Genomic DNA, 26917 nt, shown 5'->3' on the forward strand with positions numbered 1-26917 from the left:
ATCTTAAAAGGTAATTTAAAAGTACAAGAAAACGTATAACCAATTATTATTTAATGACTTTTAATTAAAATCGTTTTAATTAACATCAAAAATCTCTTAAAGTTGATCATTTCTTTAGCAGATTCATTTTATTTTTTATTTATAAAAGCGCTTTCAGCTAAAAATTAGCTTTAAAAAAAAGATGCTCCAAAAACAAAACAACGGTTTTGAAATGCTCAAAACCGTTGTTTTTATTGTATTCAGTACGAATCTCTGATTAAGAAGTTGTACCTCGTACAACATTCAAGAAGTAAAGATGACGTTCATACTGATCAATAATGTCCTGAATTAAATCCTCTTGGGTCCAATCCATGACATCATAGTTTTGACCACCTTCTCTCAAGAATACTTCTGCCTGGTAATATTGAGCTTCGTCAGCATCACCTTGTCCAAGCATAAAACTTGGCGGTACGGTCTCATGGGCATATACCGTATAGATGAAGTTAATCTCATGATGATGATCAACACGCAATTGCAAGCCTTGTTCAGTATTTTGAATATTCACTTCAAGATGACGGCGTTTAAATTCTTTCTGAATACTTTCAAACGCTTTTCTCACCTGAGTATCAATATAGTTTCTTACCTCAGCTTCAGTATGCGGGTAATGCATAATCAGACCTAAACGTTGTTGCCAACTACGCGGATTATGAATTGCCCGCGGTGTAATACGCGCTTCCTGAATAGCTTGCATTTTGGTCACATCGATTTTTAAGGCCTTCAATAAACCCCAACTCATCAATAACATCACTAAAGTAAAGGGTAAGGCACTCATAATGATTGACGCTTGCAACGCAGCGAGACCACCCACCAGCAGCAAAATAATTGCCAGAGCCGCCATCAATACCGTCCAGAACAGTCTTTGCCAAGCCGGCGAGTTTTCTGTTTTAGCGGTCAGATAATCCGTCACTAATGCACCAGAGTCCGCAGAAGTCACGAAGAACAGCATCACCAGTACTGTTGCCAGTAAACTCATCACACCCGAAAATGGTAAATGATTCAGGAATTCAAATAAGGCTACTGAAGAATCATTTTGTACAGCTTGAATCAGAGTGACATTGTGTTCTTGCAAAATGCTGAACAGTGCAGCATTCCCTAAGAAGCCCATCCAGATGATGGTAAAGCCCGTTGGAATCAGTAATACACCGACGATAAACTCACGGATGGTTCGACCACGTGAAACCCGTGCAATAAACATCCCGACAAATGGCGACCAAGAAATCCACCATGCCCAATACATGATCGTCCAGCCACCAATCCAGCCATTCGGTTGGTAGGCATATAAGTTAAACGTCATGCTAAACAGATTGGAAATATAAGAACCTGTGTTTTGAATGGTTGTTTGCAATAAGTAGATACTTGGCCCTGCAATAAAGACAAAGGCCAACAGCACTAAAGCCAAGATCAGATTCAGCTCAGAAAGACGCTTTACGCCTTTATCCAGTCCTAAGAACACAGATAAAGATGCCAAGGCACTGACAAAGATAATCAGAACAACCTGAACATTGCTACTTTGCTCGATACCAAAGAGATAATGTAAACCCGAGTTAATCTGGGTAACACCGAAACCTAAAGAGGTCGCAACACCAAATACTGTACCAATGGTGGCAAAAATATCGATACTATCGCCCAAAGGACCATAAATCTTTTTACCAATAATCGGATATAAAGCGGAACGGGTTTTTAACGGGAGATTATGACGATAGGCAAAGTAAGCAAGCGCCAACCCGACAACTGCATAAATTGCCCAGGCATGTAAGCCCCAATGGAAAAAGGTGATGCGTAAGGCTTGCTGCGCTGACTCTACACTTTCAGGATCACCACTCGGTGGACTGATATAGTGCATGACGGGCTCCGCCACGCCAAAGAACATCAGACCGATCCCCATCCCAGCAGTAAATAGCATGGCAAACCATGAGCCATTGCTATATTCAGGCTGACTGTGATCAGGTCCTAATTTAATTTTTCCGCTGGCGGAACAGGCAATATAAATCAGTAGAATCAAAAAGACGGCGACTGATAAAACATAAAACCAGCTAAATGAATCGGTGATCCATTGTTTAAGCTGCTGTGTAAGAAGTTCAAAGGAACTCGGTGCAACAATGACGATTGCGAGAAAAATCGCAATAATGATCACCGTGCTTAAAAACACGTTTGGATTCACATTCGCAAACAGCGAAGATGGCTTGGAAGGCATAATTCCCCCACGTTATTCTAATGATAATGGACAGGCCATAACAGCCAAAATAAGACATTCACAACGTGAATAAAAGCGAGTTCATGTAATGTAAAACTCGTGCTCTAGTATAAAAAATATCAAGAATAACGCAGTTGTAATGCTGTAACAGAATATAAAAATAAACAGTAAGATTTTGATTTTATGTAGATAAAGCTTCAATTTCCAGCGATCTAAACGACACAGGGCATTCTCTACAAATGCCCAATCACCCCTTGCTCAGTCAACGCCGCCAAGACCTCTGTTGAACAATATTTTGCTAAAACCTGTTGGGTATGCTCTCCCAAACGGGGCGGTGCAAGACGATATTCCACAGGTGTCTCAGACAACTTCAATGGCGATGCAATCATTTTAAATTGACGATATTGTGGATGTGGAATCGACACCACCATTTCCCGTGCCTGTACTTGCGGTTCTTGCAAGGCCTCATCCACATTATTGATCATACCTACAGGCACTTTAACAGCGTGAATACGTGCTACCCAGTATTGTGCAGATTGCGTGAGAAAATGCTGATCCATTAACGTGGTCAATTCCCCACGATGCGCAATCCGATCCTGATTGAATCGAAACTTGGGATGCGCTGCCCATTCAGCTTGACCGATGGCCTGACACAAGGCTTTAAACTGGGCATCATTGCCGCACGCAATAATAAAGTCCTTATCTTTTGCCTTAAAGGTTTGATAAGGCACAATATTGGCATGGGCATTCCCCCAACGTTTCGGTGCCTGACCTGTGATCAAATAGTTCATGCCATGATTGGCTAAGCCTGCAACCTGCACATCGAGTAAGGACAAATCAATATGCTGTCCTTTTCCTGTCGTTTGACGCGCCCAAAGCGCTGCCTGAATCGCAATGGTGGCATATAACCCTGTTTGTAAATCTGTGACTGCAACGCCAACTTTTTGTGGGCCACCGCCTGCCAGATCATCCTTTTCACCAGTAATGCTCATCAATCCCGCCATACCCTGAATCACAAAATCATAACCAGGTTCAGATGCTCGCGGCCCTGTTTGCCCAAAGCCCGTAATGGAGCAATAGACCAATCTCGGATTGATTTCACTCAGGCTGGCATAGTCCAGCCCGTATTTGCGTAATGAACCGACTTTATAATTTTCAATCAGCACATCACTGTCCTTGACCATTTCTCTGAGCAAGGCTTGGCCTTCCTTTGATGCAATATCAATGGCGACAGAGTATTTATTCCGATTGGCAGCCTGATAATACCCCGCTTCGCGTGTAGGTTGTCCTGCATCATCTTTCATCCACGGTGGTCCCCACATACGGGTATCATCCCCTGTTTGAGGACGTTCAATTTTGATCACTTCAGCGCCTAAATCGGCCAGAATCTGACTACACCATGGTCCTGCCAACACTCGGCTAAGATCCAGTACACGTAAACCTGTTAATGCACCCATCCTGTTCCTTCCTTATGATTGTTGTGGATCGTATTGACGAACCCGCTTACACAGCCTTGGACGATATTTTTAGGCATGAATTTGCCTAAAGACACACCCAAAAGCGTATCTTTACGTTCAAAAAGTGATGAATTTTTAGTTAGAAAATGCAGCGATGTCTGTTTGTGCACGCCCAAGAATCAAGGCATGCACATCATGAGTTCCTTCATAGGTATTCACCACCTCCAGATTGACCAGATGACGTGCTACACCAAATTCATCACTGATGCCATTACCGCCCATCATGTCACGTGCCAATCGAGCAATTTCCAGTGCTTTACCACAGTTATTGCGTTTGATCAGCGATGTGCCTTCGACTGAAGCAATGCCTGCATCTTTCATTTGACCAAAACGCAAAGCGGCTTGTAGCCCCAAGGCAATTTCAGTTTGCATATCTGCCAGTTTTTTCTGGATGAGTTGATTGGCTGCCAGAGGTCGCCCGAACTGTTTACGATCCATGGTGTATTGATGTACGGTATGCCAACAGAATTCAGCAGCACCCATTGCACCCCATGCAATACCATAACGGGCACTGTTCAGACAGGTAAACGGCCCTTTCAGACCACGCACCTCAGGAAATGCATTTTCTTCTGGTACAAACACTTGATCCATCACGATTTCACCCGTAATTGATGCACGTAGTCCGACCTTGCCATGAATGGCAGGTGCAGAGAGCCCTTCCCAGCCTTTTTCCAAAATAAATCCGCGAATCTCTCCGACATTGCCTGCTTCAGAGACTTCTTTAGCCCAAACCACAAAGACATCTGCGATTGGACTGTTGGTAATCCACATTTTACTGCCACTGAGACGATAACCGCCTGCAACTTTTTTGGCACGGCACAGCATGCTTCCCGGATCAGAGCCATGATCAGGTTCAGTCAATCCGAAACAGCCAATGTATTCACCTGTTGCCAATTTAGGCAGGTATTTCTGTTTTTGCGCCTCTGTACCAAATTCATCAATAGGTACCATCACCAACGAACTTTGCACACTGGCCATAGAGCGATAGCCAGAATCTACGCGTTCAATCTCGCGCGCAATCAAACCATAACTGACGTAGTTCAATCCTGCTCCACCGTACTGCTCTGAAATGGTTGGGCCTAATAGACCTAGCTCACCCATTTCCCGAAAAATACTTGGATCTGTTTTTTCATGGCGGAATTGTTCCAGTACGCGTGGCATGAGCTTGTCTTGACAATAGGCCTGAGCGCTATCCCGAATCATGCGTTCTTCTGAGCTGAGTTGCTGTTCGAGTAAAAATGGATCTTGCCAGTTAAAAGAGACACGCTTTCCTTGATTTGCCATGACTTTTATCTTCCTTTTGAGCAATCTGAATATCAGTGATGCACATGATGCTAGGCCAGATTAAAGCTTCAGGCAAACGATGTTTTTTCATACAGCTATGCGTTTTATGCATAGCTCAATTGAAATGGACTCCATTATTCTGTTAAAAATACAGCAGAGAATAATGTACAACGCTTGAATTATCCCAACCTCATGGTTCTTTTTTTGCAGGTAACACAAGGACGCTGTTATGCGACGTATGATTCCTTCACTCCAGTCATTGATTTGTTTTGAAGCCGCTGCCAAACATAAGACCTATACCCACGCAGCACAGGAACTCAGCATGACCCAAAGTGCGGTTTCCCGACAGATTCAGCAACTGGAAGAGTTTCTTAATCTGCCCTTGTTTCATCGGGTCCGACATGGGGTAGAACTGACGATTGCGGGAGAGCAATATCTCAAGAATATCAAGACGCATTTGCTCGGACTGGAACACAGCACGCTCGACCTGATGTCACATCAAGGTTTAGGTGGCACACTCAAACTCGGGGTAGTGCCGACCTTTGCAACACGCTGGCTGCTACCACGCCTACATCGTTTTAATGAAAACTATCCCGAAATTACCATCCATCTTGAGACCAGCACCAAGCCCTTTTTATTCAGTGAGCAGATTTTTGATGCTGCCATCTATGCAGGTACGCCCGCTCAAGTTGAAAATTGGCCCGGAACAACTGCACATTTTTTGATGCAAGAAGAAGTCGTTGCCGTTTGCTCGCCGACGCTGATTAAAAAGTTCTTCCCTGATCTGATTCCAAATGAATCACCAGCGGCGCTGGATCTGACTGCGGCACAACTCTCACAACTGCCCTTATTACAACAGACCACTCGCCCTGCAATCTGGAAAGAATGGTTCGACAGTCTGGGCTATAACGCCCCCTATGCGATGGAAGGTCAGCGCCATGAGCTGTTTTCCATGCTGGCCGTTGCCGCTACACACCATCTTGGCGTGGCCCTGATTCCACAAATGCTGATAGAAAAAGAACTGAATCGAGGAGAATTGATCATCGTGTCATCGCATAAACTCAGCGGTTCGCGTTGCTATTATTTTGTTTATGCCGAACAGCCGCATAATCCGATTATGCTGAAATTCATCGAATGGCTGGAACAGGAAACTACAACCCGCTTCATTTCAACATCGGATCACTGATTTTTGGGTAAATGCGCAATATATTGCAATGCAATCAAACGGGATACCACCACGGCGAGGTACATCACCCCACCAAACATTTGTAACATTGCTAGGACTCTGGCGGCTGGACTCATCGGCATCAAGTCAGATAAACCTGTTGCCGATTGCAGGCTAAAACTTAAGAACAGCAGATCCAGCCAACTTTGTAAAGCTTGGGGCTGATTGGGATTCAGGAAACTGTTCGGCAAAAGTAGCTGACAAATACTGTATAAAAAAGCAAAGGCCCAAGCGATCAAGGTAAATACGGCACCTGCTGCAAATAGCTCATCCTTGGTCAGATAACGGTCGGCAAACATATAGCGCAACAAGCCATAAGCCGCATAGAAATAGGCCAAAGCCTCAAAACTATAGGCCATAATTTGAATGGTCGGCGTGGCATAACCAATAAAGAGCATAATCGAAAATAGGAAGGCACCACTGACAAAAACCAAACCCCAAAAGGTAAATACAGGTGTTTGTCGAATCACCTTAGCAATAATCAGCAGAGCCAAAACGCCCATTGACCAAGTTAAGGCACGATATTCACTATCACCATAGGTCAGCATATACAGAACCAATAAAGCCAGTTGGACCAGCAACAACCATGCAGATGGCAATAAACGAAATGTACTCCAGAATTGTTTTAAGCTTTGCATGTGGTTTTCCTGAATATTGTTATGGTTTTCATTTTTGTTGAGTGCATCATACTGCATCTAAAAAAGAAACGATCATTTTAGACAGTTCTTGTTGCAGGCGTTGTTCTTCAATAAGAAAAGTATTTTTACTGGCATAACGCATCATGGTAAATAAGGTACTGTTAATAATTACAAAAGACTTATGTTTTAAGGTCTCAAAATCCCAGTGCGGATAATAACGCCCGAATAAATACATGCCGACTTCTAAAAAGTGCTGCTCTAAAACTTGTGCCGCTTCCGAATCACTATATGCATGCCAGTTTTTTAAGATTTCGATAAAAAAGCCTTGATCAGACTTTAGCGATTCAAAGCCAAAGGCAATACTTAATGTGATGATGTCCTGAATAGACGTTTGCTGTTGTAGCATCACCAGTTGCTTTACCGCCTGTCCCAAATTTTCACTTTTACGTAGCAATAATTCCGCAATGATTTGCTCTTTATTTTCAAAATACTGATAAATCGATCCAACACTCACCCCTGATTTTTCAGAGATTTTAGGTGTAGTCACCTGCAAAACCCCATATTCAGAAATACATTTCTGTGCCCCTTCCAAAATGCTTTCAACGATCATTTTGGCGCGTTGCTGCTGCGGTCGTTTTCTCATGCTCAGCCTCAATTGAAATGCGAATTGAATGCGAATAATTATTCATATTAAGCTTTGATTAAATAACAATCAGGGACTTTATGCAATGCAAAGCATCGTTAAACCTAAACGCTTGGCGGCGTTTGAAGACATGATTCAGCGCAATATCAAAACGAAAATTCTCAGTTATATGACCCGACAGGAAGTTCAACCGAGTTATCAGGAATATCTTGACTTGAACACAGCCCTGCAAAGTGGTGATGAACCGATGGATCAGGTACTGCTTTGGGTGCTACAAAACCCTAAACTTCATCGTAAATATTTTGAAACGGCGCTTTATGAGGGCTTAGACAAATTACCGCATGAAATTCCTGAACTCACCACTTTCTTCCAATTCATTGAACAAAAACCTGCGTGGTACGAGCAAACCAAAGTCGATGAGGCACTTAAATTTACTTATCGTTTAGGCATTAATAACGGACTGATCCTGCGAGATTTATCCTTAATGACTGGCTATATGTATCCGGGATTTAACCAACCTCTGATCCTGACTGGTGCATTAAAGAAACAGGCGGGAACACGTCTCGCTGAAACCACCAAATGGTGGGTCGACATCACCGAAGCAGATGGTTTTTCACGTTTTAGCAAAGGTTTTACCTCCACCATTTTTGTACGTTTTATTCATTCACTGGTTCGTCATCAACTGCAAAAATCAGAAAAATGGGATGCCGAGACTTGGGGTCTACCGATCAACCAATACGATCAGGCCATGACCAATATTGCCTTTAGTGGTGTGGTACTGATTGGTATTCGTGCTTTGGGGATTTTTCCGAGCAAGCAGGAAATTGATAGCTTTTTACATTTCTGGAAATATGCGGGCTGGTTAATGGGTGTTGAGGAAAAATGGCTGGTCGATCATGAGGCAGAAGGCTGGAAACTGATTTACTGGATGCAATTTGCCCATCCGCAATCCGATGCCAGTAGTATTTCGCTTGGCTCCAGTCTTTCAAAAGAGCCATTCGAACGCAAATATCGTTATTTACGGACTTTCCAGCAAAAACTGGCATATAAACAGCATTTAGAAATTACCCAGTTTTTTATTGGTCGCAAGAAAATGCAGAAATTAGGTTTGGCTCCGCAATCAGCAGCTTGGTTTGCTTATTATCTGATTGGTCGAAATTTAGCGCTGTATACCAGTGCCAAACATATTCCAAAATTAAACCGTTTTCTTGAACAAAATGGGCGTCATTTGCAACGCATTGGCTTGTCGCTCTATCGCAATCAGTCACAACAACTGGCGAGCATGCATCAATAAGCCATAAAAAAGCCCTCAATCAATGAGGGCTTTTTTTAGCTCAAGCGAATTAGTGATCTGACGCGCCAGAAGCACCGATCCCTGTCATTGAGCGAACAAACTGAGCATCAAAGGCTTTACGCTCTTTCTCTGCACGCGCTGACTTGTCTGTTACAGAGAAGAACCAGCAGCAGAAGAATGAAAGTGGCATTGCAAATAATGCTGGGCCATTGAATGGGTTTGGCGCAGTTTCAGAAATCGCCAAGGTATCTACCCAAACCGCTTTAGATAGAATGATCAGACTCACCGCACCAACTAAACCTACGACACCACCAATCACTGCACCACGCGTTGTTAAGCCTTTCCAGAACATTGATAACACGAGTACCGGGAAGTTTGCACAACATGCCACCGAGAATGCCAAGCCAACCATAAAGGCAACGTTTTGTTTCTCGAACAAGATACCCAAAATCATGGCGAAGATCGCTAAACCTAAAGTTGCGATTTTTGACATCTTCAATTCAGATTCAGGTGTTGTTTTGCCTTTCTTGAATACGTTGGCATAAAGGTCATGTGAAATTGCAGATGCACCTGACAGCGTTAAACCTGCAACCACCGCAAGGATTGTTGCGAATGCGACCGCTGAAATGAAGCCCATGAACAAGTCACCGCCCACAGCATCACTCAAGTGAACTGCCGCCATGTTGTTACCGCCCACCAGCTCTAATTTGCCTGTCACTGCTGCTTTCGCAAGATCAAGGAATTGCGGGTTATTTGCAACAAACAGGATCGCACCGAAACCGATAATGAAGGTTAAAAGATAGAAGTAACCAATAAAGCCTGTTGCCACCACAACTGATTTACGTGCTTCTTTGGCATCTTTCACCGTGAAGAACCGCATTAAGATATGCGGTAAACCAGCAGTACCAAACATCAAGGCAAGACCAAGTGAAAGCGCATCAATCGGGTTTGCCGTTAACGAACCTGGCCCCATGATTTTAGCGGCTTCATCCCAGCTCATGCTGTGCGCCTGGCTATACACATCAATGGCTTGATTAAACATATTGGTGAAGCTAAAACCAACTGCTTTCATTACCATAAATGCCATGAAAGTCGCACCACTGAGCAACATCACTGCTTTAATGATTTGCACCCATGTGGTTGCCAACATGCCACCGAAGATCACATACGCCATCATCAAGAGGCCTACGATCACAACTGCGATGTTGTAGTTCAAACCAAAGAGTAATTTGATGAGCTGACCTGCACCCACCATCTGTGCAATCAGGTAGAACGCCACGACAACCAATGAACTAAATGCTGCCAAGGTACGGACTGGCTTTTCTTCCAAACGGAACGACACCACATCGGATAAGTTATATTTACCCAAGTTACGTAAACGCTCTGCCACAAGGAACAAAACGATTGGCCAACCGACCATGAAACCGAGTGAATAGAGCAAGCCATCAAAGCCCGAACTGAACACCAATGCAGAAATACCCAAGAACGATGCAGCTGACATATAGTCACCGGCAATCGCCAAACCATTTTGGAAACCACTAATCCCGCCACCAGCGGTATAGAAATCTTGTGCAGACTGGGTTTGCTTCGCTGCCCATTTGGTAATGAACAATGTAAAACCGACAAAGATCGTAAACATAATAATCGCATGCCAGTTGGTCGCTTGCTGTTCAGCTGTACCTAAATCTGGACTGGCGAATGCAATACTTGTGCAGCAAAAGCTGAGCAGTGTGAACAGTATCGCTTTGAATGATGTCCCTTTCATCTCAGTGCATCCCTTTTTCATGTGCAATGGCCTCAACTTCCTTGAGGGCTTCTTCATTCAACTGGTCAAGCTTATTATTGGCAATGTAGGAATACACCCCACATAAAATAAATGACAACACAATAATGCCTAAACCGAGGGGAATACCCCAAGTGGTTACACCACCGCTAAATGAACTTGCTAAAAATTCTTTGTTATAGCCAACTAAAAGCATAAATCCAACGTAGATAAACAGCATGATTGCTGTTAATGTCCAACTTAATGTACGCTTTTTGCTGACCATTTCTTGAAACTTTGGATTATGTAGAATTCGATCTACCTGAGAATCATCCATAATCAACTCCTTATTTTTGTGTCCAACCGTGGACCCCTTTTTACGTGGGATTTTTCATTATCCAACTTAACAAGATTATGATTGACTCGTAACTTAGACTTTGGTCTCTAAATGCAAATCTCTACTCCTTGCTATACCCGCGCTTCGGGTATGATAAAAAATGGAATTTGATCACGTGAGCAATATGAACAGTTGGCTTATTCTTGGGGTATTGGCCCTGTACATCGTGCTGTTATTCGGCTGTGCTTTTTTTGGTGAAAAGCACGCTAGCCGTTTAAGTACGCGTGGTCGGATGCTGCTGTTCAGCTTAACTTTGGGCGTATATTGCTCTTCATGGACCTTTTATGGCGCAACAGGTGCCGCGGTTCGTCAAGGCGTGATCTTTCTACCGATTTATCTTGGGCCATTGCTATTTATCTGGTTTGGTTATGACATCTGGAAGCGCTTGGGCCGCATCCGTCAGCACCATGCTATTTCGTCAATTGCCGATTTTGTGGCTGCTCGTTACGGCAAAAGTGGAAGTCTGGCAGCACTGGTCACGATTCTTGCCGTCATTGCGATTGTGCCCTATCTGGCTTTGCAACTTCGCGCTATTGCACTCAGCGCCTCGGTAATTCTGGAGCAAAACGCACATATCCATACCACCACCAATAGTGTTCTGGTGCTGACGGCTGTACTGGCAATTTTAGCCATGATTTTTGGGACACGGCATATTGCGCATACCGAACAGCACGGCGGTTTAATGCTGGCTGTTGCCTTTGAGTCCTTTGTTAAGCTCTTTGCCCTGCTCTGTGTGGCAGCATTTTTCTTATTACAATCACCGGACAATATTAAACAGGTCAGTACTGATGTTCATCAGCATTTTCATGACCTGCAACAACTCGGTGTCCCTGAAACTTTCTGGGTGCAAACATTACTGGCAGGTCTAGCCATGATCTGCCTGCCACGCCAGTTCCATGTGGCGGTGGTGGAATTACGGGATGAAAAACATATTCGTGGGGCGCGTCGCTGGTTCGCTGCCTATCTGATTCTGACCGTGATTGCGATCATTCCAATTGCCAGTTGGGCGCTGCATTCTTTACCCGAATCGTTGGGGACACCAGACATTGCCGTACTGGCCTTACCGATGAGCTATCAGCAAGATTGGTTAGCACTTTTGGCTTTTCTGGGAGGCTTTTCAGCTTCGACCGGAATGCTTTTGGTTGCCTCTGTGGCATTGTCAATTATGCTCAGTAATGACCTGATTATGCCTGCCCTGTGGCGTTTTAAAATTATTTCCCGTCATGATCAGCATTTGCCTCGGGTACTCAAACTCACCCGCCGCATTAGTATCATTAGCGTGATGTTACTGGGCTTTTTGTTTTTCCATTTCTTTAATGATATCAATCAACTCTCTGTTTTTGGCCTACTGGCTTTTAGTGCGGTCGCACAATTTTCTCCTGCCTTGATTGGCGGCTTATACTGGCGTGGTGCAAGTCGTCAGGGTGTCTACGTCGGCCTGTTAATGGGCTTTGCTATGTGGAGCTACACCTTACTGTTCCCGACTGTACTGCGTAGCCTGCCTGATCACTATCAAGATTTTGCACAACATATTTTATTGTTTGGGCCTTTTAATATTAATGGCTTACGTCCCGAAGCCTTACTCGGATTTGAATCGTTTGCCCCACTCACCCATGGTGTGTTGTGGTCTTTAGGTTTGAACGTGGTGCTTTATATTTGGGTATCGCGCCTTTACCGTCCAAGTGTAGCCGAACAAATTCAGGCGGAAAGTTTTTTCTATTATGAAAGCAAACCATTGCCTTCAGCCCAGTCCAACACTGACCTGACAGATCTGCATCTGAATGCTGCACGACTTAAAGTCGGTGATTTACTGGCATTGGCCAAGCGTATTACCGGCGATAAACCAACACTACAAGCTTTTCAGCAATTTTGTGAGCAAAACCATGTGGTTTTAAATGAAAATCATGTGGCGAATGGCATGTGGTGGCGCTTTACCGAGCAGTATCTGGCGGGGATTATTGGAGCTGCCTCTGCCCGTACCTTATTGACCACTGCCATGATTAATAATGGTCTGGCGCTGGGTCAAGTCGCGAATATTCTTGACCAAGCCTCGCAATGGCAGCGTTTTAACCAAAATTTATTGATGACCATGATCGATCACATGACACAAGGGGTCAGTGTGGTGGATAAAAATATGTGTCTGGTGGCGTGGAATAACCAATACCTGAAACTATTTGATTATCCAAAAGATCTGGTCTATGTCGGCTGTCCAATTGCAGACTTGATTCGCTATAACGCGGAACGTGGTGAATGTGGGCCGGGCCCAGTTGAAGAACATGTGCGTAAACGACTGCACTGGATGAAAGTCGGCAGTGCCCATGAGTTCGAGCGGATTCGTAAAGATGGTCTCGTTATTCAAATGCGCGGCAACCCAATTGAAGGTGGTGGCTTCGTCACCACTTTTGCCGATATTACGGCATTCCGTGAAAATGAAGCCGTACTGGAAGAACGTGTCAGTGACCGAACCCAGCAGCTTGCGAATGCGTTGACCGAACAGCAATTGGCGCTGGAACAAGCCGATAAAGCCAATCAATCGAAAAGCCGTTTCTTGGCCGCAGCCAGTCATGATTTACTTCAACCGATGCATGCAGCACGTCTATTTAGCACCGCTTTAGAACAAAGTGTCCATTCCGCAGAAGATCAGCAGACCTTACAACAGCTGGATCGGGCACTTTACGGCGCAGAAAGTATGCTCTCTGCCCTACTTGATATTGCCCGTTTAGAAGGCGGTACCATTCAACCCAAACGCCAAGCCTATTCATTGCATGATTTATTGAACGACCTAGAATTACAGTTCAAATCCATTGCGGCCCAGCGCGATATTCAACTCTCCGTCCACGATACCAAGTTTTGGGTAGATACCGATCCTCAATGGATGCGACGAATTATCCAGAATTTTGTCAGCAATGCTTTACGTTATACAGCGCAAGGACGTGTGGTGGTTGGTGTGTTGCGTTCCGCACAGCGAGCAAACCATATTCGTATTGGTGTGTGGGATACAGGGCCAGGGATTAATGAACAACAGCGCCTTAAACTGTTCCAAGAGTTTGAGCGTTGTGGGCATACTTCACCTTGGGGCGAACAAGGTCTTGGACTGGGGCTTGCGATTGTACAACGAATGACCAGCCTGCTGGATTTCCCCGTACATGTTTATTCTGAACTAGGCAAAGGCTCCTGCTTCATGATCGAAGTACCTTTAGTGGAAGCACCTAAAATTCAAACGGCGACACCTCATGTGACAGCATTACAGCATACGGCCTATAAAGTCCTGTGTCTGGATAATGATGAAACCATTCTGGAAGGCATGCGAACACTGTTGAGCAAATGGGGCTATCAGATCTTCACTGCAACAGAACCTGAAGAAGCACTACGACTCATTGAGCAGGAAGAGATTCAGGTCTGGCTGATTGATCAGCATTTGAATCATGATCAACGTGGTTTGGACTTTATTGAACAATATCGTCCTGCACATATTCCAGTAGCATTGATCACAGCAGATTCTGATCCAGAACTGCCTCAATATTTAAAACAGCAGAATATTGTATTGCTGAAAAAGCCGCTTAAACCTGCTGGTTTACGTGCGTGGTTATCTGGTTTAAAAATCATGCCTATGCAATAAATGACCAAATATTTTGCAATATAGGCAAAAATCATCAAAAAGCAGCATTTTGAGCGATGATAAATTGACCAAAGTGCTCAAATGATAATTGGCTATGGCAAAAACGTTCACTTACATTAGTGAACGTTTGTACACTTACTTACAATTAATTAAGTTATTGTTTTTATTTTATAATTTTACCCTAAAAAACCACCCTACAACTTTAGTCGTATTCTACTTGCTTTCTTGATACCGCATAAATTGATCAAATTAATGGAAACCTATGGCTCATCGTGTTGGGTTTCTAGAAACAGACTGTCGAAAAGGACATTGATCATGAATAATAGTCACCCCACAACAGACCATACGTCACAACAGTTTTATCGCCAATACAGCGCGAATGCCTTATTACCGCAATTAGACTGGCAACAGGTTTTTGCGCATAGCAAACTCGAAGAGACACATTTACATGCACTGGATACCCTCTATCAGGCGGCAGTTCCACTGGCGTTGAATGTATTCCATGAACTGAATTTTGATGTATTTGCTCCCGCAGCCTACCATCCACAAGGTTTGGGATTATTTGAAAAGCTGGCACAGCAAGAACAGAAATTTTTAGATGCACTTGAAGCAGAATCTGCTCATCTCGGCCATGAAACACGCCATCAAATCTGGAGCATGCTGTTACGCGGCGGTGCAGTTCTGGTCTTTAAAGCATGGTTAAGTCATGTCAAAGGCGATGAAAACCAACTGGACAAAAGCCAGTTTGATGAACTTTCCGACTTATTGTTTATCAAAACGCGTCCTGAACAATTGGCACAGCTTTTAAAAGTCGATAGCAATGCACCGTTCACACATATTTTCCTGATGCATGATAATGATGTTTTCCTCGATCATTTTAATAGTCTGGAAACAGCCGCTTTATTTGTTGATTTAGGCGTTTACGATGCGGCATTTTTAAGCCTGCGTGATGACCGCGTGGCGGAATATCTCAAGAGTAAGGGTTACGTCACTCAAGAACAAATTGATGATTTGCAATGTGCATTAAATCCATTGTATTGCGATAGCCTGATGCCAAAACAGGATTGTCTGGCTTAGAGCTAAAGTAAAACAAGGTGGACTGATCCACCTTGTTTTTGCATGGCTTAGAACTTCATGCTCATACGCATCCAGTAGTTGCGTCCAGTATTATTGAACTGCTCTTCACTGGCAAAACCAAAACCTGAACTGCCCGCTTTATTGAGGTGTTCGGTATAAGTTTTATCGAGCAGATTATCGACACCAACTGAAAGATCGACGTCTTTATTCAGACTATAACTACCATTCAATGAAATCGTTGAGAAACCCGCACTTGGTTTAAGGTCATATCCCACGATATTTCCTTGGTGCAAACTCACACGGTTTTGCTGATCGACGACACGCCACAACATACCAAGCGTGTATTTATCAGCAACATAACGTAAATTCACACGACCTTCTAAAGGTGCAATTTGTGGCAACGGCGTATTGTCGCTGGTATTTTTACCCCATGCATACATCGCACTCACGTCTGCCTGAATATGATCGGTAAACTGATACCCGATTCCAGCCTCAGCCCCTGCAATGGTGGCATCAACATTCTTGGCACCTGCGGTAATTCCACCACCTCCATGCCCGCCATGTCCACCTTCATGTAAGTGGCTATGATCGTGATAACTCATCAGAATATAATCATCAATCAGTCCTGCATAAGCAGAAACCCATGAGTTAAATGCACCCTGTTGCTGGGTAAAACCAAGATCTAGCTGTAAGGTTTTTTCTGGACGGACGCCGTTAAAAGTATTGCTCGAACCTGCATTACCATGTTCAGGACTGAATAGCTCCCAATAATCAGGCATACGTTCTACATAACCCAGTCCAACATAGCTGTTAAGGCCATGCTCGGCATTTTGATTTTCCAAACGCACAAACGCACTTGGTAAGGTTTTTTCAAGCTGGGTATTGAACCCTTTAGCTTTAGAGTCAGCACGCTCATCATCCACCTTGACCTGATCGACACGAGCGCCTGTTACAATCTTGTTCTGCGGATTCAACTGATAGGTTAACTCACCAAAAGCACCATAAGACTGGAAGCGCATATCCTGACGGAATGGAACATTCATAGATGGCATGATCGGTGATGACATGCTGCCACCATGTTTATTGAACTGAGAATCCACTCCAGTGATTAAACTCCACTGATCCCATTCAGAGGTCATCGCCAAACGTGAGTTCAAAGTACGGCGCGTCACTTGCATTGCCATTGGGTTTGGCATCAGCATGCTGTGATCACCATGCTGCATTTCAACCATGGGCGGTGTGCGCAAACTATAGTTATCCATAATATGGTCGTTGTAGCTATAGTTCACCTGACCTTCAATTTTCTTGATCACATCGGTGACATTTTTCTTTTCAAAGCGCAGACCTAAACTCTCACGCGCGAATTGGGCACCATCCATACCACGACCCGCATATTCAGCCTCGCCATCAGCCTTGCCGCCCGTCAATTCCAACCAGGTATTTTCGTCAGGTGTCCAGCCTAAAGCGACGTCTGCATTCCAGCGCTCCCATGAAGAAGGCACGGTTTTACCGTCACCATCCTGATAGCTATTCGACTCAGAACGATTGGCATTCAAACGGATATATTTTTTCTCGTCCCCAACCGCGGCTTCAACATTTTGGTCTAAACGCCCAAATGAACCCCACAGTACACTTGCTTGTCCACGATAAGGTTTAGCTTGGGTTAACTTTTCAGGTTGACGTTCAAAAATCACGGTTGCAGCAGAACCTGTATTGGCATATTGAACCGTTTGTGGGCCTTTAATCACCGAAATACGATCATAGCTTTCGGGTGAAATATACGAGGTCGGTGCATCCATACGACTCGGACATGCCCCCAGATTTTCCGTACCATCGGTCAGAATTTTGATACGTGAACCAAACATGCCACGGAAAGTCACGTCACTATTAGTACCGCCACTCTGTATCGCATTAAAGCCCATAATACTTTGTAAATAATCTGCCCCATCCGTTGCAGGGATCGGCTGAATCGGTTGTTTTGGATCGGCTTGTACCACCAAACCATTGCTTTCATTTGGTTGTTGGGCGGTTACCACAATCGGCGCAAGCGAAACATGAGCATGTTCAGTTGCGGATGAGTCGGCTGGATTTGCCCAAACCGTTACCGTATTTGAGGCAGCAAGGATCGCAACCGTGAGCGGTTGTAATAAAAATTTAGGTTGAGCCATGATAGGTCTCTCTTAAAACATAAGTAAAACTAGGCTAGAGTTTTGAAAACCCTAATGAAAATGACGTTTTAATTTATGCAAAGAGTGGCGGGGCTCGCCCTTGGGGCAACAGAAATAATCGTTGTAGTGCAAAATAAACATGCTTAAATGCTTGCTGATAAGCAACTAAACGGATTTGAATCCGAACCAGCACTTCTTTCACACCAAATTCAGGCGGCAGGACCAGATTGGCATAAACCGTACAGTACTGACATTGGTGATTAGGATCATGATGGTCATGATGCGGCATCGAAACCTGAGCATGCTCAAGCTGATGTTCATGAGGATGTTGTGCCGAATGGCTCTGGGTACTTTGTAGTTTAGGTAACAGAAGCGCTTGGGTGATGGTTTCACACACAGGCGCAATCTGATATTGCTTCGGAAGGAGCGGCTGCAAGAAAACCGCAATCTGTAAACAGACCGCGGTTAAAGCCAGCAACAACCCACAACGAAACAAGGACAACATCTGTTAATTCATCGTCGCTACAGTTTAGCGTTTAACTGCAACTTTCTCTTTATCGCGTTGGCGCACCACTTTTTCCACTTTTTCGCGGGCACGCTGACGTTTTAAAGGCGATAAATAATCGACAAAAAGTTTGCCATTTAAGTGATCCATTTCATGTTGGATACAAACAGCGAGAAGTTCGTCAGCTTCTAACTCAAATGCTTGACCTTCAAGGTTAATTGCCTCGATTTTTACGCGTGACGGACGCTCAACTTTGTCGTATATTTGAGGCACAGAGAGACAGCCTTCTTCATAAGGCTGAGTATCTTCGGTCAGTGGAATGACTTTGGGGTTAATGAACACCATCGGTTGGTTTTTCTCTTCCGAGATGTCCATAACAATAAGCTGAATATGATGATCAACCTGAGTTGCCGCCAAACCGATACCTGGTGCTTCATACATGGTTTCAAACATATCTGCTGCAAGCTGACGAATTTCATCAGTGACTTCTTCGACTGGCTTGGCAATGGTACGAAGGCGGGGATCAGGAAAACTTAAAATAGGTAATAAGGCCATACTGTCGTCCTCACTTATGCCATTGATCAAAAAACCAACTGAAGGGAATGCTTGATCAAAAAAATTGTGTGTAAAGTCGTTATTATAGCGCAACTACACACATAATTTTTAGGAATTATGATAATGAAAAAGGTTTTAAACGGCATACCATCATTTCATGCCTTGGGGTTAAAAAAACAACTGATTGCAGCTGCAATTTGTGCAGGATTGGGGATGAGTGTCAATTTTGCGCATGCAGCCAGCCCGAATGTTAGCCCACCTGCAGTAAAAGTAGGTGCTCCGCATGTCTATGTGGTGAAAAAAGGCGATACACTCTGGGATATCTCGGGTAAATTTTTAAAGAAGCCTTGGCGCTGGCCTGAAATCTGGGCAAGCAATAAGCATGTCAAAAATCCACACTGGATTTATCCAGGGGATCGCCTATTACTCTGTAGCCTGAACGGTAAGCCATTGATTGGTAAAGATGAAGGTGATGGATGTGACGGTATTATTCGTCGCTATACAGGCAATACGTCTACCCTACGCCCGCAAGTCCGTGTTGAAGCACTGAACAATAGCGTGCCTGTTATTCCATTGACACATATTCAGCAATGGTTAGAGCGCACTTCTGTGCTGCCAGCAGACGCGATTGCCAATACACCTTATATTCTCGGCACTGCTGATAACCGTGTTATGGCAGGTAAAGGCCAAAGTGTTTATGTGCGTGGACAAGGCCTTGAAAATGGCCAACGCTACGGCGTATTCCGTGAAGGTGAACCCTATGTAGTACTGGATCAGAATGGTAAAAAACAGAATCTTGGCGTTGAACTGACTCAAGTTGCCTCAGGTGTGGCGATTCGTAGTGAAAATGACATTACTACGGTTGAACTGACCGATAGCTATAATGGTGAAGTACGTCGTGGCGACCGTGTTATGGCTGAACAGGATGCCATGCTTCCAACTCTGTTCTATCCAACTGACGCTAATCAGGTCAAAGATGGCGGTAAAATTATCCGTGTGATGGGTTCTATCGGTACAGCCGCAAAAAATGGGGTCGTAACCGTAGATCGTGGAACGGTTGATGGTGTTGAGGTCGGTCAGGTATTTAGTATCTATCAAGATGGTGAAACTGTTCGTGACCCAAAAACCAAAGAACAAGTGAAACTACCTGGACAATATTTGGGTAGTGTCATGATCTTCAAGAGTTTTGACCGTATCAGCTATGCCTATGTACTCGAAAGCGAGTTACCAATTAAGCTTGGCTCAGATATCAAACCACCACGTCTTGACGATTAAGGCCTAAGATGTTGAATCAATTATCGCCTCATCACTACCATACTGTGCTAGTGTGGTACTTGGTTCAACATTCGCTTTCCAGCTTCCAAAAGATCCAACAGCATTTCGGTAGCTGTGAACAGGCCACACAAAGTCATCGTTTTGCAGAATGGTCTCAACTTGGCCTGCATGCCAATCATTTAAAACGTTTAGCGGAATTCCAGACCGCACAAGGCCAGCAACAATTTGAACAACTGATTCAATTGATTTGCCGCCATAGTGATTTTATTTTAACGCCCGAAGATATTGGCTATCCAACGCAACTGCTGCCTTATACAGATCGTCCACCAATCCTTTTTGGGCAAGGTCAGGCGCAAGCGCTGTTACAACCTCAAATTGCCATGGTCGGGAGTCGCAAACCGAGTCCTCATGGGCGACAAGTTGCCTATGATTTTGCTTACTATTTAAGTGAAAAAGGTTTCTATATTAGTAGCGGCTTGGCTCATGGCATTGATCAGGCAGCCCATCAAGGTGGTCTGGTTCATCAGCGTACTATCGCAGTGACTGGCACAGGACTAGACACCGTCTACCCTGCCCAGCATAAACAACTGGCACAACAAATTACCCAGTCAGGCGCAGTAGTGACTGAATTTCTACCCACGACCATGCCCTTACAACAACATTTTCCACGACGGAATCGTATTGTCAGTGGGTTAAGTCTGGGGGTATTGGTGGTCGAAGCTGCACTTAAAAGCGGTTCATTAATTACTGCCAATGAAGCCGCCAGTCAGGGAAAAATGGTATTCGCCATTCCTGGACATATTTATAGTGAACATCATCAGGGCTGTCATCAGTTGATCCGCGAAGGTGCAATTCTGGTAGATCATCCTGAACAGGTGATTGAAGATCTGGCTTTACCCACACAATGGCAAGCCCAACAACAACCAGCAACAGATATTGCCTCTGCACCGCCAACGCTACCCGCTCATTTAATTGAGCTCTATCAGGTTTTAGACTGGGTTGGACAAGATCTCGATCAACTGGCGCAACGCTATTCTGCACCTATTGCTGAGTTAACGGCCCAATTAATGGAACTGGAATTACTCGGTTTAAGCATGCAACAGGCAGGTCGCTATTTACGTTGCCGCCCAATGCATTAAACTAGTCATCTCTCCCTCGCTATTATATTGACCTCGCATGATCACCTCTTCTATTTCTGAAGCAGCACAACTTTTAAAACAAGGACAAATTCTGGCTTACCCAACCGAGGCGGTCTGGGGTTTGGGCTGTGATCCCTATAATGAACAGGCTTTTCAGGAAATTCTGGAACTCAAACATCGTCCCGTTGAAAAAGGCGTCATTTTATTAGCAGGTCATTTAGATCAGGTTGAACATTTACTACAAGGTTTAAGTAACGACATTCGTCAGCAAGTGATCCGCAGCTGGTCAAATCGCCAGCCAACTGAACGGGCCACAACATGGCTATTACCTGCTGATCAACATATTCCAACATGGATCAAAGGTCAGCATCCTCTGGTGGCGGTGCGTGTCACCACCCATCCTTTATGCGTGCAACTGTGCCAACATTTTAATGGATTTATTGTCTCGACCAGCGCCAATCCCGCAGGCCAGACACCTGCCCATAGTTTGGCAGATGCTCAAGCGTATTTTGGCGACGCATTACATTATCTAGAAGGTGATCTGGGATTGAGTCGGGAGCCGAGTCGTATCCTCAATGCACTGACAGGTGAAATTGTTCGGGCTTGATGATTTAGGTGAATAGCGGACAAAAAAAAGCTCAGTTATATAGGGATAACTGAGCATAAAAAGGATGTGTATAATCACATCCAGAGGGTTCATCAATTCGGTAAGCAACTTATTCATTCTAAAATGAATCATTTTGCTGTGGCTGGTATTATGAGCCAATCATTTCATTTATACAAATATATTATTTATCTAACAAAAAATGTGAAAAGCGTACCTTTTTTGTCACTTCAACCTTTTTAATAAAATTATATTTTTATTTTTATTCAGCTTTTTTTGAGCCTAAACCTTCACTATCTTAAAAAATATAGTTGCAAATCAGATAGAAAGGAGAATCATTCAAAAAATAAATTGGTGCGTTTGTCTATTTTTTAAACAAACACACCTATGACTTTCATCTTTATGAGGCAGACTCTGCCAATTTGACTGGTGCTTTAAGGGTTTTCTTTTGTGCCATGATGATCCCCACCAGAATCATGACACCACCAATGGTATGGTAAATAGTCCAGTGTTCCGATAACCACAGACTGGCAATAATCGCGGTGAATACTGGCATCAAGTTCATGAAAATACTGGTACGGTTTGGCCCAATCGCTTGCACGGCGATCATCCATAATAATGGTGCAATCAATGACGGGAACATCCCTGCATAAAGCACACTGGCTGCATTTTCAGCATTGATCCCATCCAGCCCCAACCACAATAAGAATGGCAAGTGATAAATCAGAGCAAATGCAATCTGCACATATAAACTGGTCATCAATGGCAACTGAACTTGCCATTTTTTCAGGAACACACCATAGAAGGCATAGAATCCCACGGCCAATACCATGACCGCATCACCCCAATGACCACCCTGATCAAATAGGTTAGAAATACGTCCCTGACTCATGACATAAATCAAGCCAGCAAAAGACAATAAACTCCCGAAAATGGCATAGCGATTCGGTGCATCTTTTAAAATAATGTAAGAGATGAAAATGGTAAAAATAGGCACAAAGGCATTCACGATTCCCATATTCGTCGCGGTGGTATAGTGCGCTGCGGTATAAGACAGCCCTTGATACAACACCATCCCAAATGCACTGAGTACCGCCAGTTTAGGAATGAATGGACGAATTAGAGCACGTTGCTTCCAGACTTTTGGCAACATAAAAGGAGTCAAGATCAGGAAGGCAACAAACCAGCGATAAAAGCTGATACTGACTGGGGAAATATAGTCTGCCACATAGCGAGTTACCGCAATATTGAGTGACCAAATCAACACGGCAATCAAAGGCAATACAAATGCCCATTTTTGGTATTTCGTTAACTGACCCATCATTTTCTCACAATATTTCAGCAATGGATGTATTGTGGAAGATGTCCAAAATAATTGAAATATCGTATTTCAGACATTTATATCGCGCTTACGACATCCCTGCCTAGAACAGCTCCCAAGCGCGCATGGCATGTTCCACAACTTTATGCAGTTGCTCAACCGTTGCACCATCTCGAGCCTGAATAGTTAAACCTTGTACCACGGTGGCATAGAAGTCTGTCATTTCCTGCAAAGGAGCGGTTGCTGCCAGATCACCGTTCGCTACACCCTGCTCTAAGCGTTCAAACAGTTTCTGCTTGGTTTGCAAACGTTTTTCAAGAATATTATGTTGAACCGCCTGCGCATTATCCGAGCAGTTCATGGTTGCCACCACCAGCATACAGCCTGCTGGTTTATTGGGCTGCGCCAAACGTTTGACGTTGTCATATAGATACAGCTCAAATGCAACTTTGGCAGTTTTAGCTTCTAAGAAAATAGGGACAATTGGACATGCTTCATGTGCCAGATAATAATCGATGCATTTATAAAACAGTCCAGCTTTATCACCAAAACTACTGTATAGACTCGGTGCAGTCAGTTCTAAAGCCTGAGTCAAATCACTGATCGACGTCGCTTCATAGCCATTCGCCCAGAACAGCAACATGGCTTTTTCCAGTGCCTGCTGTTCATCAAAACACTTCGGACGACCACGCTTCTTTTTTAAGCTGTCATCACAGGGTGCTACTGTTGGCTCATGTGCATTTGTCATAACTGTCACAAATATTTCATAACGATCACTATTAAATTAATTGACGCACGCACTTTAATCAACTATTTTATTTTATATCGATCGTTATAAAAACTAATGTTTTTTCAATTTTATTGTTATCTCTATAACAATAAAGGGAATTATTATGGAAAACTCCACGCCCGCTGAGCTAAGTACACTTGAATCTAATCCATCTCAAGGTAACTGGTTTGCCTTACTGTCTGTCACCTTTAGCGCTTTTGCCTTAGTCACTGGCGAATTCCTTGCCATTGGTGTACTCAATGATATCGCGCGTGACTTTCAAATCTCAGTCGGAACAGCAGGTCTCACCGTTTCTTTAACTGCAATCGTGGGCATGTTTGCTGCGGTCCTGATTCCGATCTCAGCCAAAACGATGGATCGGCGTTCGCTCTTATTAATGCTCACCCTGTTGATGATCATTGCCAATCTGCTCACCGCATTTGCGCCTAATTTCATGATTTTATTGTTCGGACGAATTATCTTAGGTGTTGCAGTCGGAGGATTCTGGGCAACCGCTGTTGCATTAAGTGGTCGTCTGGCACCACCTCATTTACCCATTGCCAAAGCGACTGCATGGGTGGCTTTCGGGGTGACCTTAGCCAGCGTGTTAGGTGTCCCAATGGGCACATGGCTTGCTCAATATAATGGCTGGCAAACCTCTTTCACAGCGATTTCGCTCATGGGCATATTGCTTTTGATCTTCCAGTATCTCTATCTGCCTCAATTAAAGCCATCTTCATCTTTGCGCTGGAAAGAGCTGCCTATCTTGGTGCAACATCCTGCTGCCCGCAAAGGTCTGATCATTTTTCTATTTATGGGGTTCGCCCACTTTGCAGCTTATAGCTACTTTTCAGCCTTCTTTAAACATCAGGTCGATTTTTCGGATAGCCTGATCAGCCGTTTACTGCTGGTCTACGGGATTGCAGGGATTTTTGGTAATGTTTTTGCAGGCTACCTCGGTCAGATCAATATCCGTTATACCTTTGCAGTGAGTGGTGTTGCGTTCTTGCTTGCATTTTTAGCTCTTCCGCTAGTCGGGGCAAATGTCATGCTTGCCATTGTATTGACGGCTTTATGGGGCTTTGCCTACGGGATTATTCCAACTGCTGTGAATATCTGGATGTTTACGCATGCACCTGAAGCGGTTGAAAAAGGTATGCCAATGGTGACATTGACCTTTTTAATCCTGATTGCGCTGGGCAGCATGTTCGGTGGCATTATCGTTGACCATTTTGATGGCTCAATCTTATTCTTCGCGATGCTTCCGCTGGTGCTTTGTTCACTTATCCTGATCTTTACACTGGCACGCGGCTTAAATAATCCTAAAGTCACTTATAAAAATTAGTCTTTAGCCTACAGATCAAACAGGAGATTAAACGACTTCTGTTTGATTTGAGAGAAAAATCCAGAAATTTGCTTTTCCTCTTATACAGTTCGCCCACTCCCATGATTCAGGGCGACTGTATTTTTCTTGAACAATCGCCTGCGTACCCATGATGACAGCTCATGCATAATTCTTATAAATGCCACATATATTTTTATAATGACCATTATAAAATTAATTGACGTCTCTCTTTTTATTCTTTATTTTATTTCATAGTGATCGTTATAAAATAAAACTTCATCTTTAGCTTTTGTCCTTGTGCTGACACCTCAGGAAAACCCCATGCAACAATCTACATCTTCAGACGTACGACCCACGCAAACCACACAAGGAAGTTGGTATGCCATTTTAGCGGTTGCCATCGCAGCTTTTGCACTAGTCACCAGTGAATTTTTACCTGTCGGCGTGCTCAACAGTGTCGCAGCCGACCTGAATATCTCAGTGGGCACAGCAGGCTTGATCATTACCCTGCCAGGGGTGATGGCTGCAATTGCAGCGCCGCTCTTGCCCGTTTCCGTGAAACAGCTTGATCGACGCTATGTATTGATCTTGCTGACCGCAATTATGGTGTTTGCCAATACCATTACCGCCTTTGCAGAAAGCTTTAATGTTCTGTTATTGAGCCGTTTGGTATTAGGCATTTCGATTGGTGGTTTCTGGGCAACTGCAATTGCCTTGAGTGGCAAACTGGCACCGCCTCATTTACCCATCGCTAAAGCAACCGCCATTGTTATGGCAGGTGTGACCTTTGCCACTGTACTCGGTGTTCCGATCGGAACCTGGCTTAGCGAGTTTTACGGGTGGCGCAGTGCATTTGGTATTACCGCTGGCATTGGCTTGATTGTCTTGGTGGTACAACTGATTTTCTTGCCTGAACTAAAACCGGATTCAGCCATTCATATTCGCGATTTACCTGCATTGTTACGTACTCCCAAAGCACGTAGCGGTATGTTAATCGTCTTGCTCATCGGTCTCGCCCATTTCTGTGCATATAGCTATCTAGCGCCATTCTTTAAAAATATTGCTGGATTCAACGGCACCACCATCAGTTCCTTGTTATTGCTCTATGGGATTGCGGGTATTTTCGGCAATGCATTTGCAGGCTATAGTGGTAATCTGAATGTACGCTATACCCTCGCCTTTGTCGGGATCTGTTTTGCAATTGTGTTCTTTGGCTTCCCGATCTTTGCGATTCATGAGTTTGGCGCGATTGTATTAACCGCACTTTGGGGCTTTGCCTTCGGCGCATTTCCAACCTCGGCCAATATCTGGATGTTTGTGCATGCACCGCATGCGGTAGAAAAAGGCATGCCTTTGTTCGTTGGCATGTTTCAGGTCATGATTGCAACTGGTTCATTACTTGGCGGTTATGTGGTTGATCATTTCAATGAAAACATCCTGATTTATGGCGTTATCAGCTTTGTGGCTTTGGCATTGATTAGTATCTTCACTTTAGCCAAAGGCTTGAATAATCCTAAAATGACGTGCGAAAACTAAAAGTGAGCCTC

Annotated in this window: 21 protein-coding genes; 9 read left to right on the forward strand and 12 right to left on the reverse strand. The window is 44.1% G+C overall.

The features are described 5' to 3' along the window. Positions 1-256 precede the first annotated feature (256 nt). The 3 genes from A9Z07_RS12900 to A9Z07_RS12910 form a co-directional block, all read right to left on the reverse strand. Positions 257-2233: a BCCT family transporter gene (locus tag A9Z07_RS12900; protein WP_069579180.1), complete on the reverse strand. Its 1977-nt coding sequence runs from the start codon at positions 2231-2233 to the stop codon at positions 257-259. Positions 2234-2466: 233 nt separating this feature from the next. Further along, complete coding sequence (locus tag A9Z07_RS12905; RefSeq protein WP_069579183.1) at positions 2467-3690, reverse strand: CaiB/BaiF CoA transferase family protein; 1224 nt, start codon at positions 3688-3690, stop codon at positions 2467-2469. 135 nt (positions 3691-3825) lie between these two features. Then, positions 3826-5034, reverse strand: coding sequence for an acyl-CoA dehydrogenase (locus A9Z07_RS12910; RefSeq protein ID WP_069579186.1), 1209 nt, complete (start codon positions 5032-5034; stop codon positions 3826-3828). Positions 5035-5263: 229 nt separating this feature from the next. On the opposite strand from A9Z07_RS12910, the gene A9Z07_RS12915 reads away from it, so the two are divergent. Next, on the forward strand, positions 5264-6220 hold the full coding sequence (locus A9Z07_RS12915) for a LysR family transcriptional regulator (protein WP_069579188.1): 957 nt from the start codon (positions 5264-5266) through the stop codon (positions 6218-6220). Here A9Z07_RS12915 and A9Z07_RS12920 read toward each other — a convergent pair. Continuing rightward, the gene (locus tag A9Z07_RS12920; RefSeq protein WP_004773200.1) at positions 6214-6897 is read right to left on the reverse strand and encodes an ion channel; all 684 of its coding nucleotides are present in this window, start codon (positions 6895-6897) and stop codon (positions 6214-6216) included. The genes A9Z07_RS12915 and A9Z07_RS12920 overlap by 7 nt on opposite strands. Positions 6898-6943: 46 nt before the next feature. Next, positions 6944-7540: a TetR/AcrR family transcriptional regulator gene (locus A9Z07_RS12925; protein ID WP_004773202.1), complete on the reverse strand. Its 597-nt coding sequence runs from the start codon at positions 7538-7540 to the stop codon at positions 6944-6946. Positions 7541-7625: 85 nt separating this feature from the next. On the opposite strand from A9Z07_RS12925, the gene A9Z07_RS12930 reads away from it, so the two are divergent. Continuing rightward, entirely contained in the window at positions 7626-8834 is a 1209-nt protein-coding gene (locus A9Z07_RS12930) for an oxygenase MpaB family protein (RefSeq protein WP_069579190.1), read from the forward strand. Positions 8835-8883: 49 nt separating this feature from the next. On the opposite strand, the gene A9Z07_RS12935 is transcribed toward A9Z07_RS12930, so the two are convergent. Further along, positions 8884-10599, reverse strand: a complete 1716-nt coding sequence (locus A9Z07_RS12935) for a cation acetate symporter (protein WP_062846323.1) — start codon at positions 10597-10599, stop codon at positions 8884-8886. Between the two features lies 1 nt (position 10600). Further along, positions 10601-10933, reverse strand: a complete 333-nt coding sequence (locus A9Z07_RS12940; protein WP_004773206.1) for a DUF485 domain-containing protein — start codon at positions 10931-10933, stop codon at positions 10601-10603. 184 nt (positions 10934-11117) lie between these two features. Here A9Z07_RS12940 and A9Z07_RS12945 point away from each other — a divergent pair, with 184 nt between their 5' ends. After that, positions 11118-14612 (forward strand): PAS domain-containing hybrid sensor histidine kinase/response regulator, encoded by a 3495-nt coding sequence (locus A9Z07_RS12945; RefSeq protein WP_171258979.1) that lies wholly within the window; start codon positions 11118-11120, stop codon positions 14610-14612. Between the two features lie 315 nt (positions 14613-14927). Continuing rightward, entirely contained in the window at positions 14928-15689 is a 762-nt protein-coding gene (locus A9Z07_RS12950) for a hypothetical protein (protein ID WP_069579194.1), read from the forward strand. Positions 15690-15736: 47 nt separating this feature from the next. On the opposite strand, the gene A9Z07_RS12955 is transcribed toward A9Z07_RS12950, so the two are convergent. The 3 genes from A9Z07_RS12955 to def form a co-directional block, all read right to left on the reverse strand. Beyond that, a complete protein-coding gene (locus tag A9Z07_RS12955) occupies positions 15737-17857 on the reverse strand; it encodes a TonB-dependent copper receptor (protein WP_069579196.1) in 2121 nt (706 codons plus the stop codon). Positions 17858-17930: 73 nt separating this feature from the next. Further along, positions 17931-18362: a DUF2946 family protein gene (locus A9Z07_RS12960; RefSeq protein WP_004773211.1), complete on the reverse strand. Its 432-nt coding sequence runs from the start codon at positions 18360-18362 to the stop codon at positions 17931-17933. A gap of 24 nt (positions 18363-18386) precedes the next feature. Beyond that, complete coding sequence (gene def / locus A9Z07_RS12965) at positions 18387-18917, reverse strand: peptide deformylase (RefSeq protein WP_004773212.1); 531 nt, start codon at positions 18915-18917, stop codon at positions 18387-18389. Between the two features lie 123 nt (positions 18918-19040). Here def and A9Z07_RS12970 point away from each other — a divergent pair, with 123 nt between their 5' ends. From A9Z07_RS12970 to A9Z07_RS12980, 3 genes are read left to right on the forward strand one after another with little or no spacing between them, the layout of a single operon-like run. Next, complete coding sequence (locus tag A9Z07_RS12970; protein ID WP_004773213.1) at positions 19041-20192, forward strand: LysM peptidoglycan-binding domain-containing protein; 1152 nt, start codon at positions 19041-19043, stop codon at positions 20190-20192. Between the two features lie 8 nt (positions 20193-20200). Continuing rightward, positions 20201-21331 carry a DNA-processing protein DprA gene (gene dprA / locus A9Z07_RS12975; protein WP_069579197.1) on the forward strand — a complete coding sequence of 377 codons (1131 nt, stop codon included), beginning with the start codon at positions 20201-20203 and terminating at the stop codon, positions 21329-21331. A 37-nt stretch (positions 21332-21368) separates the two neighbouring features. After that, the gene (locus A9Z07_RS12980; protein WP_069579199.1) at positions 21369-21938 is read left to right on the forward strand and encodes an L-threonylcarbamoyladenylate synthase; all 570 of its coding nucleotides are present in this window, start codon (positions 21369-21371) and stop codon (positions 21936-21938) included. 397 nt (positions 21939-22335) lie between these two features. Here A9Z07_RS12980 and A9Z07_RS12985 read toward each other — a convergent pair whose 3' ends face one another. Both A9Z07_RS12985 and A9Z07_RS12990 read right to left on the reverse strand, forming a co-directional pair. Further along, positions 22336-23256 carry a DMT family transporter gene (locus tag A9Z07_RS12985; protein ID WP_069579223.1) on the reverse strand — a complete coding sequence of 307 codons (921 nt, stop codon included), beginning with the start codon at positions 23254-23256 and terminating at the stop codon, positions 22336-22338. A 103-nt stretch (positions 23257-23359) separates the two neighbouring features. Next, positions 23360-24013, reverse strand: coding sequence for a TetR/AcrR family transcriptional regulator (locus A9Z07_RS12990; RefSeq protein WP_171254662.1), 654 nt, complete (start codon positions 24011-24013; stop codon positions 23360-23362). 136 nt (positions 24014-24149) lie between these two features. On the opposite strand from A9Z07_RS12990, the gene A9Z07_RS12995 reads away from it, so the two are divergent. Together A9Z07_RS12995 and A9Z07_RS13000 are read left to right on the forward strand one after the other, a co-directional pair. Then, the gene (locus A9Z07_RS12995) at positions 24150-25370 is read left to right on the forward strand and encodes an MFS transporter (RefSeq protein ID WP_069579201.1); all 1221 of its coding nucleotides are present in this window, start codon (positions 24150-24152) and stop codon (positions 25368-25370) included. A gap of 321 nt (positions 25371-25691) precedes the next feature. After that, positions 25692-26906 (forward strand): MFS transporter, encoded by a 1215-nt coding sequence (locus tag A9Z07_RS13000; protein ID WP_069579203.1) that lies wholly within the window; start codon positions 25692-25694, stop codon positions 26904-26906. The last annotated feature ends 11 nt before the right edge of the window (positions 26907-26917 follow it).

This window comes from Acinetobacter sp. YK3 (assembly GCF_001729365.1).
Classification (GTDB): Bacteria; Pseudomonadota; Gammaproteobacteria; order Pseudomonadales; family Moraxellaceae; genus Acinetobacter; species Acinetobacter vivianii.